The organism is Colwellia sp. 6_MG-2023 (assembly GCF_030547765.1).
GTDB lineage: Bacteria > Pseudomonadota > Gammaproteobacteria > Enterobacterales > Alteromonadaceae > Colwellia.
The window spans coordinates 41,402-56,630 of the sequence record NZ_JAUOPP010000029.1; the positions used below are offsets into that span (position 1 = coordinate 41,402).

Consider the following 15,229-nt stretch of genomic DNA (forward strand, 5'->3'; position numbering starts at 1 on the left):
CTCAACATTCTTATTTTAACCAAAACGCTATTAACATAGTATTTTAGGGATATCTGACCATTTACTGGTGTAACTGGGTGAGAGAAAGTTACGTTTCATTGCCCATTTATCATTTTTCTCCGCAACAGCTACTTCAACGGTTCCTCGACCATAACGATGATTTACTTGGTCATAGCACTTCATTAATGGTGGATTATTTATACCTAGCGCAAATAAATCTTGTTGCTGAAACTGGCTGTTTTCTAATGCAATACCACCTACGCCACAGCGATAAAACGCTACGCCTTGTGTATAAATATTATCAAATACGAAAGAAATAGCACCCACGACTTTTAAAGTGTTGTCCGTAGTGACAGGAAACTCATAAACAAAGGACTTCTTATAATAGTTATCGTCATGTGGCGAGCTTGATGCAAAGATAACTAACCGTTTAATTAAAGACCCTTGCCTTCTTACTTTTGTTGCGACAATACTCGCATGACTTGCTAGTGCAGCTTTAAGTACATGCTCATCAGTAACTCGCTGCCCAAAGCTGCGGGTAGAAAATATCTCTTGTTTATCTTGCCCTATTTCATCCCATTGTAAACACGGCATGCCATTTAATTCATTTACGGTGCGTTCAACTGCTACACTAAATTGGCTACGCATTACTTTAGCTGATTGATTGGCTAAATCCCAACCAGTTTTAAGCCCTAATAAACTTAACCGCCTACCAAGCTTGTTACCAATACCCCATACATCCGTGAGTGACATACGAGAGAGTATATCTTTACGAGAGTTAGCATCGTCAATAACAGCAACACCATCAAAGCCCGATAATTTTTTTGACGCATGGTTAGCCGCTTTAGCTAGTGTTAGCGTTGATCCAAAGCCAACACCAACAGGTAAGCGTGTCTCCCGCCAAACAGCCTTACGTATTACATGGCCGTATTGGTGCCAATCATCGATACAGCTAAAATTTTTGAAATGTAAAAAAGACTCATCGATAGAATAAATGTAGTGATTATCAGAAAATCGAGCGATAACGTTCATCATTCGCTCACTTAAATCCGCATAAAGTTCATAGTTTGAAGAGCGAACAACAACGTTATGCTTTTCTAAAAAATCTTTAATTTTAAAATAAGGTATGAACTTAGGTACACCAAGCTGCCGTGCCAAAGGACAAACGGCACAGATACAGCCATCGTTATTAGTTAAGACGACAACAGGTTTATGTCTGATGCTCGGATCAAATACTTTTTCCGCACGAGCATAGAATGAAACGGCATCAACTAAGCCAAACATGATAATAATGTGGGTAATTTCTTATGCAATCTAAAAGATACTGTTACTACACCTTCTATCTGAAAATCATCTGATGCTGTTATTTTAATGGCTTTATGTTCATCGGATGCAGATAATAAAAGTGCCTTATCCGTATCAATAATTTTGCATACAAAGCATCCGTTAAAGTTAGCAACAATAACAGCGCCATTACTTATATGTTCAGCTCTATCAACAACAAGAACATCGCCATTAAATATTCCCCTTCCTTCCATTGATCTACCATTAGCCAAGCCAAAAAATGTCGCATTAGGGTGTTGAAGTAATAACTCCTCTAAAGATAAATTTAATTCTTTATATTCTGCAGCAGGAGACTCAAAACTTGATACACCTGCTTCAATATAAATAGGTATTATTTTCATAAATAAATCACTATACTGTGTTTTTGTACAGTATATCGATTTATTTAAATATATAAAGGTAAATATATCAATTATAACTCGCCTAAAGTGCATAGTTATCTGGTAATCAGTCTCTCACCATATGGTTTAGATTCTACTATTATTGAATCTTACAAAATAAGTAGTTGAAAAGTCTGTTTATTTAAATTTTAGCGACTGAGACTATTAATTCTTATATAAAAAGAATAGAAACGTTAACAACAGCAAACCAAGATAAGAGCAAGTATCATTGAATTTCATAATGGATATTACTGGTACTTTTCAGTAATATCCAAGGTATCGCAATAACTTTAAATATATGTTTCCTAACAGTTTGTAATTATGGGATATTAATAGCAATTAAAGAAAGCTTTCTGTCGAAAATGGAGGTCTAATTTATAAAGAATTAAAAAGATCGCTAAGTATATAGAAGAGCTTATTTCTTTCTGTCAAAATTTTGGTCGAATATATATTTGAATGACGTTAGCGAAGTTATAAATTTAGAAAATATTAAAAATAGGAATAATCAGGATGACTATGCGTTTATGGACTTTTAAAAGACCTTTTCACTATGACGGTAACAATTATGAAGTGAGATACTCTTTTTCACTTAAAACTTATACGTCAGAGCTTTTTTATAATGGAACACTCGTAGACAAATGCTCTCATTTATTTGATGGTGATTTCAAAGTGGTTGTGCATAAGTTTCAACCTACCAACCAAGCCAATAATCAAACCAATAATCAAGCTAAAGAATTACAGGTTTCAGTTGGCTACTTTAGTTGGTTGAATGTTGGTATCGAAGTTAGGGAAGGTAGCAACTTAATTTACGAAAGTCATCCTGGTAGAGACATTCACTTTGCAACTAAAAAACTTAAAAATTTAGGTGTTTCTCACAATTCACTAGAGGTAAATGATCAAAGAAAGCTTCAAAGTGAAAAATGGCAAAAAAACAAACCTTCTATTTTCGCTGATATAGGCACTGGCGCGGCATTTTTTATAGTAGCAAAAGTCACAGGAGACTTAACTATAGCAGCATTTACGGGCGTTGTTTTAGGGTTAGCACTCGTGGTTGCCCAACGCTTTGTTAAAGTCGACTTACTTGGTGGATTCGCAGTATTTGGAACGATAATGCTTTTAATATCCGCAATATTCTCTATTGCCTTTCAAAGTGAGTATTTAGTTCAACTAAAGGGTACGTTTATGGGATTACTCAGTGCATCAGCCCTTATAATAGACGGAGTGTTTAATAAAGGTGGTTACTTTGGAGCCCGTTTTGAAAGATACTTAAATTCCCCTATTCAACATAGGTACTTTGTTCTCGGCTTAGCATTGATCGGTCTATGTATGGCTGGGTTGAATTATAGCGTAGCAAGTCAATTAAGCGAAGATCAGTGGCTCACCTATGACACGTTTGTTGAAACACCAATTTATCTCGTGATGTTTTTTATTCTCGTTTGGCGTGCAGGAAAAAAGCTAGCCTAGGACGCGAAAATGAAATAAACGAACGTTAAACGTCGATATTTGTGTGGTATTTATTACCTCTTAATTTATATTTGGAAATTTCATACAAATAAATATGGGTAACCAAGCTATCGTATCTATTAAATGGATAATACTATTACCTCCAATTTAACTAACCCTAGCATTATCACTCAACATGAAATGACTATGGATATGATCACTTTAGTAATACAAAATAAAGTATTGAAATTCGGGTTTCATTAGAGAATAACATTTTAAATATTAAGGAAAATATCATGATAAACTCAATGAAAGCTCTGACTAAGTATTTAACCTGAACTCGGTTTAAGATGTTTTTAATCCATTGAAATAGTTATTAATAAAATTTAACGATGAAGCAAGTAAAAGTAGCTGTTAGAGAAGAATATATTAAGCCGATCTCTGGTTATTTAGCAATATCAGCTTCTGCCATAAATAATTCATAGGTTACGGCAATAAATCCGATTTAACTCTTTTCAACTTGAAGCTTTAATATCATCTACTTTTGTAGAGCTTAATGCAGCCATAAACGATAATTATTTCCTACAACCACGTTAAGAAGTTAATATGGTTGTAGGAATTATTTGGTATTCATATTCGCTAATAAATTATCGAGTTGTTTATTCATTGCTTGTAACGCTTGTACCGACATTCCTGTTACAGAAAACATTTGCGTAGGAATGTTTTTAGCTTGCATTTTTAATTCACAGCCAATGTTAGTCAGCTTTATTTCAACACTGCGTTCATCTGCTTTATTACGAACGCGTGTCACTAGATTTTGCTTCTCTAAGCGTTTTAATAATGGTGACAAGGTACCAGAGTCTAAATCAAGTTTTTCACCTAACTGCTTAACTGAAGTGGTTGCTTTAGTATTATTAGTTTCCCATAAAACTAACATCACTAAATACTGCGAGTATGTTAGTCCTAGCTTTTTTAATACTGGACTATAATGGCGGTTCATTAGTTTGCTCAGGCTATAAAGCCGAAAGCAAAATTGATTTTCTAGTTTTAAACTTTCATCTTCATTCATAGATACCTACCTAGGGTTTATAGAAGCTTTTCAATGTCAGATTCTATTGCTGCAGGTTGAGTTGTTGGTGCATAACGTTTAATTACTTTGCCTTCTTTATTAACTAAAAACTTAGTGAAATTCCATTTGATACGCTTAGAGCCTAGTACGCCTGGTGCTTCAGATTTTAAAAAGTTAAATAGTGGGTGAGTATTATCGCCATTCACATCAATTTTGCTAAATAAAGGAAATTTAATATTAAAACGTAAATCACAAAACTGCTTTATTGCTTCATTATCGCCTTTTTCTTGCTGCTTAAATTGGTTACAAGGAAAGGCAAGTACTTCTAAACCTTGGCTTTGGTGCTTTTGATAAAGATTTTGTAAGCCTTCATATTGTGGGGTAAACCCACAGTCACTCGCGGTATTCACAATTAACATGACTTTGTTTTTATAAGTTGATAATTGAATTTCTTCACCAGCATTATTGTTAGCCGAAAATTGGTATATGTCGTTATTCATGCTTATTCCTTAGGCTTATTTTATGGTTAGTTTGTTTATTTTAAATTAAATTGTGCACAATTTAATTTTGCATACTCTATATTGTTTTTATTTTAATTGCAAAAAAGGGTAAACTTCAGCCATAAAAATTAATTACCTTACAAAAGTCGGAAAATAAAAATGAATCCAATTATTCAAATGTTAAAAGAAGAAAATGTTAGTGAACAAAAAATCAATGAGCTTTTTGAAGCGTTAACAGAAAACCCTTTAATGGCTATGGGGATTATTCAACAATTAGGTATTCCACCTGAAAAACTACAAGCTATTATGGGGGTTGTGATGACTCAACCAAGCTTGATTCAGGAGGCTGTAGAAGAGCTAGGTTTAGACTTTTCAAAAGTTGAAGCAGCAAAAGCTAAACTGAAAGAAGGTTTGTAGGATCATTATGCAAGAAAATAATACTAATAGTTTGTCAGCATTACTAACGCAAATTAAACAACAATCAGCCACTGTTGAATTTGAGCAAGTAATGCAAGTTATTAAAGACAGTTATAATTATCAACCAACGTCTTTCACTAATGGTGAGCTTGTTAATCAAGCGGGCGCCAATGAAGGTTCATGTAAAATATTTTATTTTGCGCAATTAAATGAGCTAAATCAGCAACAAACATTAGCGTGTTTTGGTCGTTATTATCGTGAAGATGTGTTGGAAAACCCACTGGGTGATGATCACGGTAATATTAGAAATTTTATAAAAACAGGTTGGCAGGGTATTAAATTTGACGCTATTGCTTTAGCGCTTCTACCGTCAGCTTAAAAGTCGTGTTAAATATTTTATAGTTTTTTGATAAATCCGTTTTGTTAAATCAGAACAACGCAATGAGGATGAGTATAATGAAAGTAGCATTTATTGGCTTAGGTGTAATGGGATACCCAATGGCAGGGCATTTACAAAAAGCGGGTTATGATGTTTGTGTGTATAACCGAACAACAGAAAAAGCTAAAAAATGGCAGGCAGAATTTTCAGGCTCTTTCGCACAAACACCGGCTGAAGCTGCTAACGATTGTGAGATTGTTTTTTGTTGTGTTGGTAATGATGATGACTTAAAACAAGTTGTTCTTGGTGAGCAAGGGATATTCGCTGGTATGCCTACTGGTAGTATTTTAGTTGATCATACAACGGCATCAGCAGAAATTGCGGTAGAGCTTGCTACTATTGCTGAACAAAATGGGCAATACTTTTTAGATGCGCCTGTTTCTGGTGGGCAAGCTGGCGCTGAAAATGGCGTATTAACGGTGATGGTTGGTGGTGACGAAACCGTCTTTGCTAAAGTTGAACCCGTTATGGGCGCATTTGCCCGTTTTAGTCAATTAATGGGTTCCGTTGGCTCAGGCCAGTTAGCAAAAATGGTGAATCAAATTTGTTTTGTTAATACAGTTCAAGGCTTAGCTGAAGGCTTGAACTTTGCGAAAAAAGCAGGCTTAGATACAGATAAGTTACTTGATACTATTGGCAAAGGTGCGGCTGGCTCTTGGCAAATGGATAATCGGGGGAAAACGATGTGTGCTGGAGAGTTTGATTTTGGTTTTGCTGTCGATTGGGTAAGAAAAGATCTTGCTATCGCCTTTAATGAAGCTGAAAAGTTAGGAGCTGATTTAACCGCCACTAAACAAATTGATGGTTATTATCAAGAAATTCAAAACGCGGGTGGTAACCGTTGGGACACCTCAAGTCTTATTTCTCGTTTCAAAAAGTAGCAGTTTAGAAAGTAATGTTATAAAAAGGTAACACCGCTTGAATAGTTTTTAAATCAGCGCCAGACTAATTATCTGGCGCTGATACAAAGCGTGTATAGTGGCTAGGTTATAGATTAAACACTAAAGGTACAGCCGTTAACATTAATAGTACTATCATAAATATAGCGGCGATATTAAGCCAAAACCCTGCTCGGGCCATATCGGCAATGCGTAATTCACCAGAGCTAAATACAATTGCATTTGGTGGGGTTGCTACTGGCATCATAAACGCACAACTAGCAGCTAAAGCAGCCGGAATAACTAGCATCATAGGTCCATCAGTTAAGGTAACTGATATTGGCCCTAATAAAGGTAAAAAGCTAGCAGCAGTTGCGGTATTACTCGTTATCTCAGTTAGGAATAATATCGTAACGGTAACAACCAAAATAGCAGCAATAAGGGGAATGTTTGATGTTGCTTGAAGTTGAATCGCGATAAAGTCTGCAAGCCCTGATTGTTTAATTAGACTTGCTAAGGCTAAGCCACCACCAAAAAGTAACAGTACGCCCCAAGGTAATTTCTTGGTGTCTTCCCAAGCTAAAATGCGTATATCTTTTTTTCGGTCAACGGGGACAACAAAAAGCAGTAAAGCTACAAACATAGCAATACCGGTATCTGATATAGCAAGCCCAGTAATACTGGCGATTAAAGGCCTTAAGATCCAACTGATAGCTGCAAACGCAAAGAAAAATAGTACTAACTTTTCGCCTTTACTCATTGTACCTAATTCTTTCAATTTACTTTTAAACATATCATGTGTATCAATATGTTCACCTTCGTTAACTTGGTAACATATTTTTGTGAGAATTAACCAGCATAGTAATAATAATACTGCTGTTAATGGTACGCCTACAATCATCCACTGCGCAAAACCGATCTCAATGTTATAGCTATCAGCTAAATATGCAGCCATAAGCGCATTAGGTGGTGTACCAATTAATGTAGCTAAACCACCAATGCTGGCAGAAAAAGCAATAGCTAAAAGCATTGCTTTTGAGAAGTTTTCTTGTTTTTCACCACTTTGTTTTTGCTTTACCATTTCAATAATGGATAGTGCTATAGGTAACATCATTACTGCCGTTGCTGTATTTGACATCCACATAGATAAAAAAGCAGTAACTAACATTAAGCCACCAATTTGGTGACTGGGTTTAGTACTCGCTAGAGACATTGCCTTTAAGGCTATTCGTCTATGTAAATTCCAACGTTCCATCGCAATGGAGATAAAGAAACCACCAAGAAAAAGAAATATTAGCGGATGAGCATAAGAAGAGGTTGTTAACTTAATTGGGGCTATACCTACAATAGGTGCAACAATTAAAGGTAAAAATGCGGTAACAGAAACAGGGGTTGCTTCAGAGATCCACCATATTGCCATCCATAGGGTTAGTCCTAGAGTATGCCATGCTACAGCAGACATACCATCAAAAGGAGAAGGGGTTAATAAAGTGATCAGCATTATTGCTGGTCCTAGTAAAAGCATTCGTAATGGTGTTTCTTTGTCTTTAATCTCTGTCATAAATTCACTCCCGATAGTGTTTTTTATAATAATTCTAATTTATACATAGCAAAGACGTTGCCATGTTTTTATCTTATTGTTAAATATGTATTTTATTTATATTTACTCTGTTTTTAATTATTATATGTATTGAAATCCCCCCATGATTTAATAGCTATGTGTGGAAAACCGCCCTTGAATACATAGCAAGAAAATTTATAAGAGTAGTAAGAAATAGTTTAGGTGATATGGCTATTAGGGAGGTGTTGGCTATGCTGTGCATCGTTAATTTTATCTTTTGATGAAAATACGGTTATGGGGGGAATTCTATATACAAAATCAATCGTCAAGGGTGATATTCCACCCATATTAATTTGCACTGTATAAATAAATAACCTCTAACTTATTGTTATTCATTTATTTTAATTGTTTTTTCTTTTATTTTTAATTGGTCTGAATATTGCCATAAGAGGGGGCTGATAAATATTTAGTTTTTTTGTTGGCTCTTATAAAAATATAAAAACTTCTTAAAGTTAATTTAAGATCAAGGGGAAATACATGAAATCCGATTTAGTAAACAAAAAGCATAGTACTTGGTGTTTAAATACATTGATACTTGGTTGCTCTCTTTTAAGTTTAAATACCTATGCAGCCGAGGTGAACAGTGAGTTTTATGGCTCATTGCGTTTAGGCGCTGACTATATTGATAGTGGCACAGCTGATGATGCTGCAAATGGTCGAGATTATTTAAGTAGAGTTGGTGTAAATGCTAATACTCAGTTAACAAATGATTTAACGGGTATTGCTAAAGTTGAATACGGTTTACGTGGTGATGACGGTGTTAACTTTAATCAAAATCAAAGTGCTGGTTTACGTCTTGCCTATGTAGGTATAAAAAGTAAATTTGGTACTGTTACTTACGGCTCTCAAACTATTATATGGCATCAATATGTTCGTAGTGCTTACTTTTCTGATGCATTAGATTCATTACGCCAAGGCGCTATTCGCGATGACGATATGTTGCAATGGCAAAAGTCATTCGATGCTTGGAAATTTGGCGCTGCAATACAAACCGAAGGTGAAGATGGTGATTCGATTGATCAATACCAAGTAGCAGCACAATATCACCATGAAAAATTAAAACTCCAAGCCGCGTTGATCGCAGATCAGCAAGGTGATAATACTGGGAACTTATATGGTGTTCGAGCTTGGTATGATATAAATGACACTATCACCGTGTCTGCATTTTATCAATTAGCAGAAGAAGATTTCGACATATATAGTGGAAATTCTTCTGGTAATGTTAAATTAGTATCAAGAAAAAACACTGATAATGTTGGCGGAGTGACGGCATGTATAGATGAAGAACGTTCAACTGCGGGTCTATATGCTAAATGGCGCCAAGGTGATAATCAAGTTCATGCACGTTATGCGATAAATGCGTGTGAAATTAAGGGCGATGTTAGATCAATTAAAGTAGAATATATCCGTTATCTTTCGAAGAATTTTAGTTTATGGACTTCTTTTGAACAATTAGATAACGACACTACGCGTTTACCTTCAACAGGTGAAAACATGTCGGAGCTACAAGTTGCGGCTAGATTTGATTTTTAATCGCTTAAATGTCAAATGTTCCACAACAAGTAATCTGTTAATTTTGTGTTGGTAAAGTAAATTGAGTTTTTAACAAGGTAATTTTTTTGAGCTATCAAGGTAAATTAAAACGTAAAAACTATATTACTTCCTTCTTGGTTGTTGTGGGATTATTGTCGGTTATTGAGATAACACAGCTGATAGGCATGCGTAATGCTTATCAGCAAATACATCAAGAATCTAGCCAACAACTCGATAACTTAGTGAGCTATATAGAGAATATTCTGAGTCGTTTTGATACAGTCCCCGAAGTACTATCTAAACAAGCTCTAATAACAGAAGTATTACTATCCCCTAGCGATCCTTCAAAGGTTAAAAGGCTAAATAAGTTACTAGCAGATATACGTCACATGACCCAAGCTTCTGATATTTACCTTATCGATAAATCTGGTATTACAGTCGCAGCTAGTAATTGGCTTTCATCAACTACATTTATTGGTATGAATTTTAAATTCAGACCTTATTTTAAAGATGCATTAAAAGGTCAGCTATCACATTATTATGCCGTAGGGTTAAGCGGTGGTAAACGCGGTTTTTATTACGCTTATCCAGTAATGGATAACAACACGGTTATTGGGGTTGTGGCATTAAAAGTTAGTATTGCCGATATTGAAGATCATTATAAAAAAACGGTATTGCATGACAGTTTTAATTTTTTAATTGTTGCACCAGATGATGTGATATTTATTTCAGACAGGCCTGAATGGCGTCTTAAAACCATTGGTGATTTATCTGAGAGTAAGCAGCGTAGTATTATTACGGGTAAACGATATGCAAATAAAGAAATTAAACCACTTAACGTTACAAAAGTGTCAAGTCACTATTTTCCACTAAAAGTGGACAGTAAATTATTAGCAATAAAAACAAATAAGCATAACGAGCAGGTGTATGCTTTACAAAAATTAATGAAAAACGTGAATTGGCAAGTGCATTTATGGCGTTCAACAAAACCAATAAATAAACAACGAGAGTTATTAATCATACAAAGTACAAGTGCTTATTTATTGTTGGTACTTTTAATTCTTTTTTCAAACGAGCGTTATAAAAACGCCCGAAGGCTTAAAGAATCTCAACAATTACTTGAAAAGAAGGTTGAGGTACGAACGGCGGATTTAAGTGCAAGTAATGTTAAACTTCATGAGGAAATAGCGCAGCGACAACAAGTGCAAATTCAAATGAATAAAATGCAAGAAGAGCTTATTCAATCAGAAAAATTAGCTGTTATTGGGAGTATGTCAGCCAGTATTAATCATGAAATTAACCAACCTTTAACAGCATTGCGTAGCTATTCTGAAAATGCATTAGCGTATCAAGAACGTGGAATGACAGATAAAGTAAAGAATAATCTTACGCTTATTATTGGGTTAGTTGATAGGTTAAGCGATATTGTTAGCCAGTTTAATAGTTTTTCTAAAAAAAGCACTGGTGTAGCAACCACAGTTAATGTTCATACCAGTATAATGGCAGCCATGAGTATAGTGAAGCATCAAGCTAAAGTGGGGAAAGTTGAACTCACCTGTGAACCGAGTGCAACATCTTCATTTGTGTTTGGTGATACTATTCGTTTTGAACAAGTGCTAGTTAATTTATTAAGTAATGCAATGCAGGCATTGAGTGAGCAAGAAGATAAGCGAATAAGAGTTTCTGTTTCTAACACTGAATCACGGGTTATTATTGAAATACAAGATAATGGTCCTGGAATTTTAGTGGATAATATTAATCGTGTTTTTGAAGCCTTTTTTACGACTAAAGATAATTTTGGGTTAGGTTTAGGCTTATCTATCTCACACCGCATTATTGAATCAATGCAAGGCCAAATTAACGTTAGTAATCATCCTGATGGTGGGGCAATTTTTACCATTAATTTACCCCGAAAGCAGGTTGATTAAGGATTTATATGGAAAGTGAACGTTTAAAAACAGTATTTGTGATTGATGATGAAGAGCATATAAGAAGTGCTATTGAACAATTATTTGAATTACAAGGATTTGAAGTAACAGCTTTTTCAGAAGCAAGCCAATTACTTGAACAGTTAAGTGATACCTGGGCAGGTATTGTTATAAGTGATATTAATATGCCGAAAGTTGATGGTCACCAACTTATGGAGAAAATTAAAGTTATCGACTTAGCTATTCCAACTATATTACTGACGGGGTTTGGTGATATATCCATGGCTGTACAAGCAATGCGTAACGGTGCTTATGACTTTATTGAAAAACCTTTTAATAATGATGACCTTGTCGATACAGTAAATCGAGCGTTAGAGAATCGCTCTTTAGTATTAGAAAACAGAAAATTAAAAAAAGAAATTGAAGCTCATTGTTTACCAGGCCCTCGAATTCTAGGGAACTCAGCTAATATCGTTCAAATGCGAAATATACTGAATCAAGTGATGGATGCTCCCGCTGACATTCTGATTGATGGTGAAACCGGAACTGGAAAAGAATTAGTTGCACGTTATTTACATGATCACAGCGTTCGCCGTGAAAGTAACTTTGTCGCACTCAATTGTGGTGCGATTCCTGAACATATTATAGAAAGTGAGTTATTTGGCGCTGAGCAGGGCGCATATACTGGCGCGGATAAAAAACGTATTGGAAAATTTGAATATGCAAATGGAGGTACTTTATTTTTAGATGAAATAGAAAGTACACCAATGGCATTGCAAATTAAGTTATTAAGAGTGTTAGAAGAGCGTAAAATTGTGCGCTTAGGTGGTAATGAAGGGATAGAGCTCGATGTTAGAGTTATCGCTGCTACCAAGGTCGACTTATTAGAGTTGTGTGAAGAAGGTCTGTTTCGCAAAGATTTATATTATCGTTTAAACTTAGTTAAAGTAGATATTCCGCCTTTAAGAGAGCGTATTGAAGATGTTCCACTACTATTCTTACATTTTGCTAGGATAGCTTCAGCTCGTTATAAAAAAGAGTTAATACCACTTTCGCAAGAACATAAAGCACAGCTATTAAGTTATGAATGGCCAGGCAATGTTAGGGAATTACGTAATTTAGCTGAGCGTTACATCTTATTAGGTGAATCTGCGGCATTTAACTTTAAAGAAAATACCCGCGCTAGTTTGATGAATAATGGTATGGGATTAACAAAACGAGTTGAATTTTTTGAAAAGTTTCTGATCGAAGAAGCGTTAGCTAATAATGAAGGCTGTATTAAAGATACGATGGAAGAGCTTAAACTAGCTCGTAAAACCTTGTACGATAAAATGAAAAAATATGAGCTAGAACGAACAACATATCAATAGTGATTAATGTACAGCCAGACTTATGAATATTTGCAATTGGCAGGTAACTTTCATTACTCTGCCAATTGCAATGTTGTACATTAATCAAAGTGATAGCGCAAAATAATGAAAGTAAAACACTCGATTAAAAATGAAGAATACCGTTACCGTTTGTCATCCTTGTAAAAATTCATATAAGGATTTGAGCACAGACATTTTAGCTTTATCTTCTTCATGCTCATGAGCAAGGTTTTCAATTTTAATCATAAACTCATCAAGTGATAAAATACCTTTACCACCATATTGCAGTTTGGTTTGGCAATATTGCTGCCATTTTTGTTGCTCTTCAGTAGATAAAGTATACGGGTAGTTTCTTGCTCTATAACGAAAAAGCAATACACTTAAACGTTCATCTTGAAACTGAAATGGATGATTCGCTAATTGCTCAGGTGTTAAACCACGTAAAATGTCCATTTGCGCTTTATCACCATGGCTAAAGAAACTGCCACCATATAATGCTTGTTCTGCATCGACATCTGTATTGTCAAAATCTGACGTCGCAAACACATCACTTAATTTATCTCGTAATTCAGCATGTTTTTTTAACGTTGCTAAATTTTCTAAACAAAAATCACGAGGAATTTTTAAACGTTGTGCATTCTCAGGTAACAAGGTTTTAGCTGGAGCAACAATAGGGCATTTATTAATGTGAATTAACTTAACAGGGATAGGTTTTTCATCAGGAGCTAAATCATCATAACGTGTATATAGGCGTGCTTTTATTTCTTCACTGGTTAATAACAGTAATGGTTCGATATCTTGCGCTAAATCGACACAGATCACAGCATTTTTATTTACAGGGTGATAACTAATAGGCGCAAACCAACTAGTACAACCGTGTGCCGATGATATTTTAGATGAGGTATGAACAACTGGCGTCATCTCAGCCACATTCAGTAGCTCAGCCACTTGCTTTTTATTTTTTAAGTTAAAAATAAAATCATAAAGCTTAGGTTGTTTATTTTTAATTAACTTCGCCATAGCAATAGTGGCATAAACATCACTCATTGCATCATGTGCTGACTCATGATTAATCCCATTGGCTTTTGTTAACAATTCAAGACGAAAACTTACAAATTCTTCACCATCACGTTCAACCGTTGGCCAGTTGATACCTTCGGGGCGTAAAGCATAACAAGCTCGCACCATGTCAATAATATCCCAACGGCTATTACCATTTTGCCATTCACGGGCATAAGGGTCGTAGAAATTGCGATAAAATAAATAGCGGCTTACTTCGTCATCAAAGCGAATATTGTTATAACCGGCCACACAGGTATTAGGTGTACTAAATAAATGATGAATACGACTCGCAAATTCAGCCTCAGTTAAACCAGCTTGTTGTGCTTTTTGTGGTGTAATACCGGTAACTAAGCACGCTTCAGGATGGGGTAAATAATCTACAGGAGGCTGACAATAGAACATTTCAGGCTCGCCAATAATGTTTAAATCAAGATCAGTGCGAATACCAGCAAACTGAGAAGGTTTATCAAACGCAGGTGAAATTCCCCATGTCTCGTAATCGTGCCACAAAATTGTAGGTTGTTTGTTAGCGTCCATTTGGTGTTATTACTCCATGCTTTAATATTTTATTATGCATTAATACTCAGTATTACTTTTTGTAGTTGATAATTTAATTATCGCTTTAGCTGACATGGTAAGCAACAATGAATTGAAAATGTTCACGAACAGCTATTTCTTTATTAGTGTGTTAATTAGACATGGGAGAGTATGTAGTGACTAAATCTAAGCTATTACAAACTAAGACAGTGAGGTTAAATATAGATTATTTTTATCACTTTAATCCGATATACATCGTTTTGTTTGCTTTGTGAACAGTTGTTGGGTTAATAATAAACGTATGATGTTATTTTTCAATTTAAATGAATAAAAATGAAAATAACGCTTGATCAAATATAATAAATCTCTACAATGCGCTCCAGTTCCAAGGGGTTCAGGCAAAACGAATCATCAACGGACTGTTTTAATAAGTTATCTACTTTCATTTAATGCTAAATAGTTAACTTAACGTTCACTTTTGATTTAAGTAATGAAGTGTTTAAGAGTTTGCAAAAACTTTTAAAAATATCAAAATAAAATGTTGACATTAAAACTCGGGAGCGTATGATACGCATCCTGCTTCGGGGCAACAGCAACGAGCAACGCAGATTAAGTTAGACTTAATCTGCTCAGGTGAAGAGCGAATGCGACTCTCATCTATATCGACTAACCTAGTTACTCGATATCTTCTTTAACAATTAGTTATCA

General features: G+C 35.1%; 13 protein-coding genes. 7 read left to right on the plus strand and 6 right to left on the minus strand.

The genetic code is table 11. From position 1 onward, the window contains the following. Positions 1 to 30 precede the first annotated feature (30 nt). Together Q4503_RS16295 and Q4503_RS16300 are read right to left on the minus strand one after the other, a co-directional pair. On the minus strand, positions 31 to 1,284 hold the full coding sequence (locus tag Q4503_RS16295; protein ID WP_303602897.1) for a Y-family DNA polymerase: 1,254 nt from the start codon (positions 1,282 to 1,284) through the stop codon (positions 31 to 33). Further along, on the minus strand, positions 1,272 to 1,685 hold the full coding sequence (locus Q4503_RS16300) for a LexA family transcriptional regulator (protein ID WP_215973391.1): 414 nt from the start codon (positions 1,683 to 1,685) through the stop codon (positions 1,272 to 1,274). Before Q4503_RS16300 ends, Q4503_RS16295 begins: the two co-directional genes overlap by 13 nt. A 549-nt stretch (positions 1,686 to 2,234) precedes the next feature. On the opposite strand from Q4503_RS16300, the gene Q4503_RS16305 reads away from it, so the two are divergent. Next, positions 2,235 to 3,188: a septation protein IspZ gene (locus tag Q4503_RS16305; RefSeq protein ID WP_303602898.1), complete on the plus strand. Its 954-nt coding sequence runs from the start codon at positions 2,235 to 2,237 to the stop codon at positions 3,186 to 3,188. Positions 3,189 to 3,786: 598 nt separating this feature from the next. On the opposite strand, the gene Q4503_RS16310 is transcribed toward Q4503_RS16305, so the two are convergent. Continuing rightward, positions 3,787 to 4,167, minus strand: a complete 381-nt coding sequence (locus tag Q4503_RS16310; protein WP_289847545.1) for a MarR family winged helix-turn-helix transcriptional regulator — start codon at positions 4,165 to 4,167, stop codon at positions 3,787 to 3,789. A gap of 86 nt (positions 4,168 to 4,253) precedes the next feature. Beyond that, positions 4,254 to 4,736: a glutathione peroxidase gene (locus Q4503_RS16315; RefSeq protein WP_303602899.1), complete on the minus strand. Its 483-nt coding sequence runs from the start codon at positions 4,734 to 4,736 to the stop codon at positions 4,254 to 4,256. A gap of 159 nt (positions 4,737 to 4,895) precedes the next feature. Between Q4503_RS16315 and Q4503_RS16320 the strand changes: the two genes are divergently transcribed. The 3 genes from Q4503_RS16320 (at position 4,896) to Q4503_RS16330 (ending at position 6,473) form a co-directional block, all read left to right on the plus strand. Continuing rightward, the gene (locus Q4503_RS16320; protein WP_215973387.1) at positions 4,896 to 5,153 is read left to right on the plus strand and encodes a DUF2999 family protein; all 258 of its coding nucleotides are present in this window, start codon (positions 4,896 to 4,898) and stop codon (positions 5,151 to 5,153) included. 7 nt (positions 5,154 to 5,160) lie between these two features. Then, entirely contained in the window at positions 5,161 to 5,532 is a 372-nt protein-coding gene (locus Q4503_RS16325) for a HopJ type III effector protein (protein WP_303602900.1), read from the plus strand. A gap of 68 nt (positions 5,533 to 5,600) precedes the next feature. Continuing rightward, positions 5,601 to 6,473, plus strand: coding sequence for an NAD(P)-dependent oxidoreductase (locus Q4503_RS16330; RefSeq protein ID WP_215973385.1), 873 nt, complete (start codon positions 5,601 to 5,603; stop codon positions 6,471 to 6,473). Between the two features lie 106 nt (positions 6,474 to 6,579). On the opposite strand, the gene Q4503_RS16335 is transcribed toward Q4503_RS16330, so the two are convergent. Then, complete coding sequence (locus tag Q4503_RS16335; protein ID WP_215973384.1) at positions 6,580 to 8,031, minus strand: DASS family sodium-coupled anion symporter; 1,452 nt, start codon at positions 8,029 to 8,031, stop codon at positions 6,580 to 6,582. Between the two features lie 537 nt (positions 8,032 to 8,568). Between Q4503_RS16335 and Q4503_RS16340 the strand changes: the two genes are divergently transcribed. The 3 genes from Q4503_RS16340 to Q4503_RS16350 all read left to right on the plus strand — a co-directional run bounded on the left by Q4503_RS16340 (position 8,569) and on the right by Q4503_RS16350 (position 12,922). Beyond that, a complete protein-coding gene (locus Q4503_RS16340) occupies positions 8,569 to 9,624 on the plus strand; it encodes a porin (protein WP_215973383.1) in 1,056 nt (351 codons plus the stop codon). An 86-nt stretch (positions 9,625 to 9,710) separates the two neighbouring features. Next, a complete protein-coding gene (locus tag Q4503_RS16345) occupies positions 9,711 to 11,552 on the plus strand; it encodes an ATP-binding protein (RefSeq protein WP_303602901.1) in 1,842 nt (613 codons plus the stop codon). An 8-nt stretch (positions 11,553 to 11,560) separates the two neighbouring features. After that, complete coding sequence (locus Q4503_RS16350; protein WP_303602902.1) at positions 11,561 to 12,922, plus strand: sigma-54 dependent transcriptional regulator; 1,362 nt, start codon at positions 11,561 to 11,563, stop codon at positions 12,920 to 12,922. Between the two features lie 153 nt (positions 12,923 to 13,075). Here the strand turns inward: Q4503_RS16350 and sbcB are convergent, their stop codons facing one another. Next, the gene (sbcB, locus tag Q4503_RS16355; protein ID WP_303602903.1) at positions 13,076 to 14,521 is read right to left on the minus strand and encodes an exodeoxyribonuclease I; all 1,446 of its coding nucleotides are present in this window, start codon (positions 14,519 to 14,521) and stop codon (positions 13,076 to 13,078) included. Positions 14,522 to 15,229 lie beyond the last annotated feature (708 nt).

What these genes read in the sequence shown, in the direction of transcription:
- Q4503_RS16330 (WP_215973385.1), top strand. Translation starts at nt 5,601, where the DNA reads ATGAGTATAATGAAAGTAGCATTTATTGGCTTAGGTGTAATGGGATAC.
- Q4503_RS16315 (WP_303602899.1), bottom strand. Translation starts at nt 4,736, where the DNA reads ATGAATAACGACATATACCAATTTTCGGCTAACAATAATGCTGGTGAA.
- Q4503_RS16325 (WP_303602900.1), top strand. Translation starts at nt 5,161, where the DNA reads ATGCAAGAAAATAATACTAATAGTTTGTCAGCATTACTAACGCAAATT.
- Q4503_RS16340 (WP_215973383.1), top strand. Translation starts at nt 8,569, where the DNA reads ATGAAATCCGATTTAGTAAACAAAAAGCATAGTACTTGGTGTTTAAAT.
- Q4503_RS16305 (WP_303602898.1), top strand. Translation starts at nt 2,235, where the DNA reads ATGACTATGCGTTTATGGACTTTTAAAAGACCTTTTCACTATGACGGT.
- Q4503_RS16310 (WP_289847545.1), bottom strand. Translation starts at nt 4,167, where the DNA reads ATGAACCGCCATTATAGTCCAGTATTAAAAAAGCTAGGACTAACATAC.
- Q4503_RS16295 (WP_303602897.1), bottom strand. Translation starts at nt 1,284, where the DNA reads ATGTTTGGCTTAGTTGATGCCGTTTCATTCTATGCTCGTGCGGAAAAA.
- Q4503_RS16300 (WP_215973391.1), bottom strand. Translation starts at nt 1,685, where the DNA reads ATGAAAATAATACCTATTTATATTGAAGCAGGTGTATCAAGTTTTGAG.
- Q4503_RS16350 (WP_303602902.1), top strand. Translation starts at nt 11,561, where the DNA reads ATGGAAAGTGAACGTTTAAAAACAGTATTTGTGATTGATGATGAAGAG.
- sbcB (WP_303602903.1), bottom strand. Translation starts at nt 14,521, where the DNA reads ATGGACGCTAACAAACAACCTACAATTTTGTGGCACGATTACGAGACA.
- Q4503_RS16320 (WP_215973387.1), top strand. Translation starts at nt 4,896, where the DNA reads ATGAATCCAATTATTCAAATGTTAAAAGAAGAAAATGTTAGTGAACAA.
- Q4503_RS16335 (WP_215973384.1), bottom strand. Translation starts at nt 8,031, where the DNA reads ATGACAGAGATTAAAGACAAAGAAACACCATTACGAATGCTTTTACTA.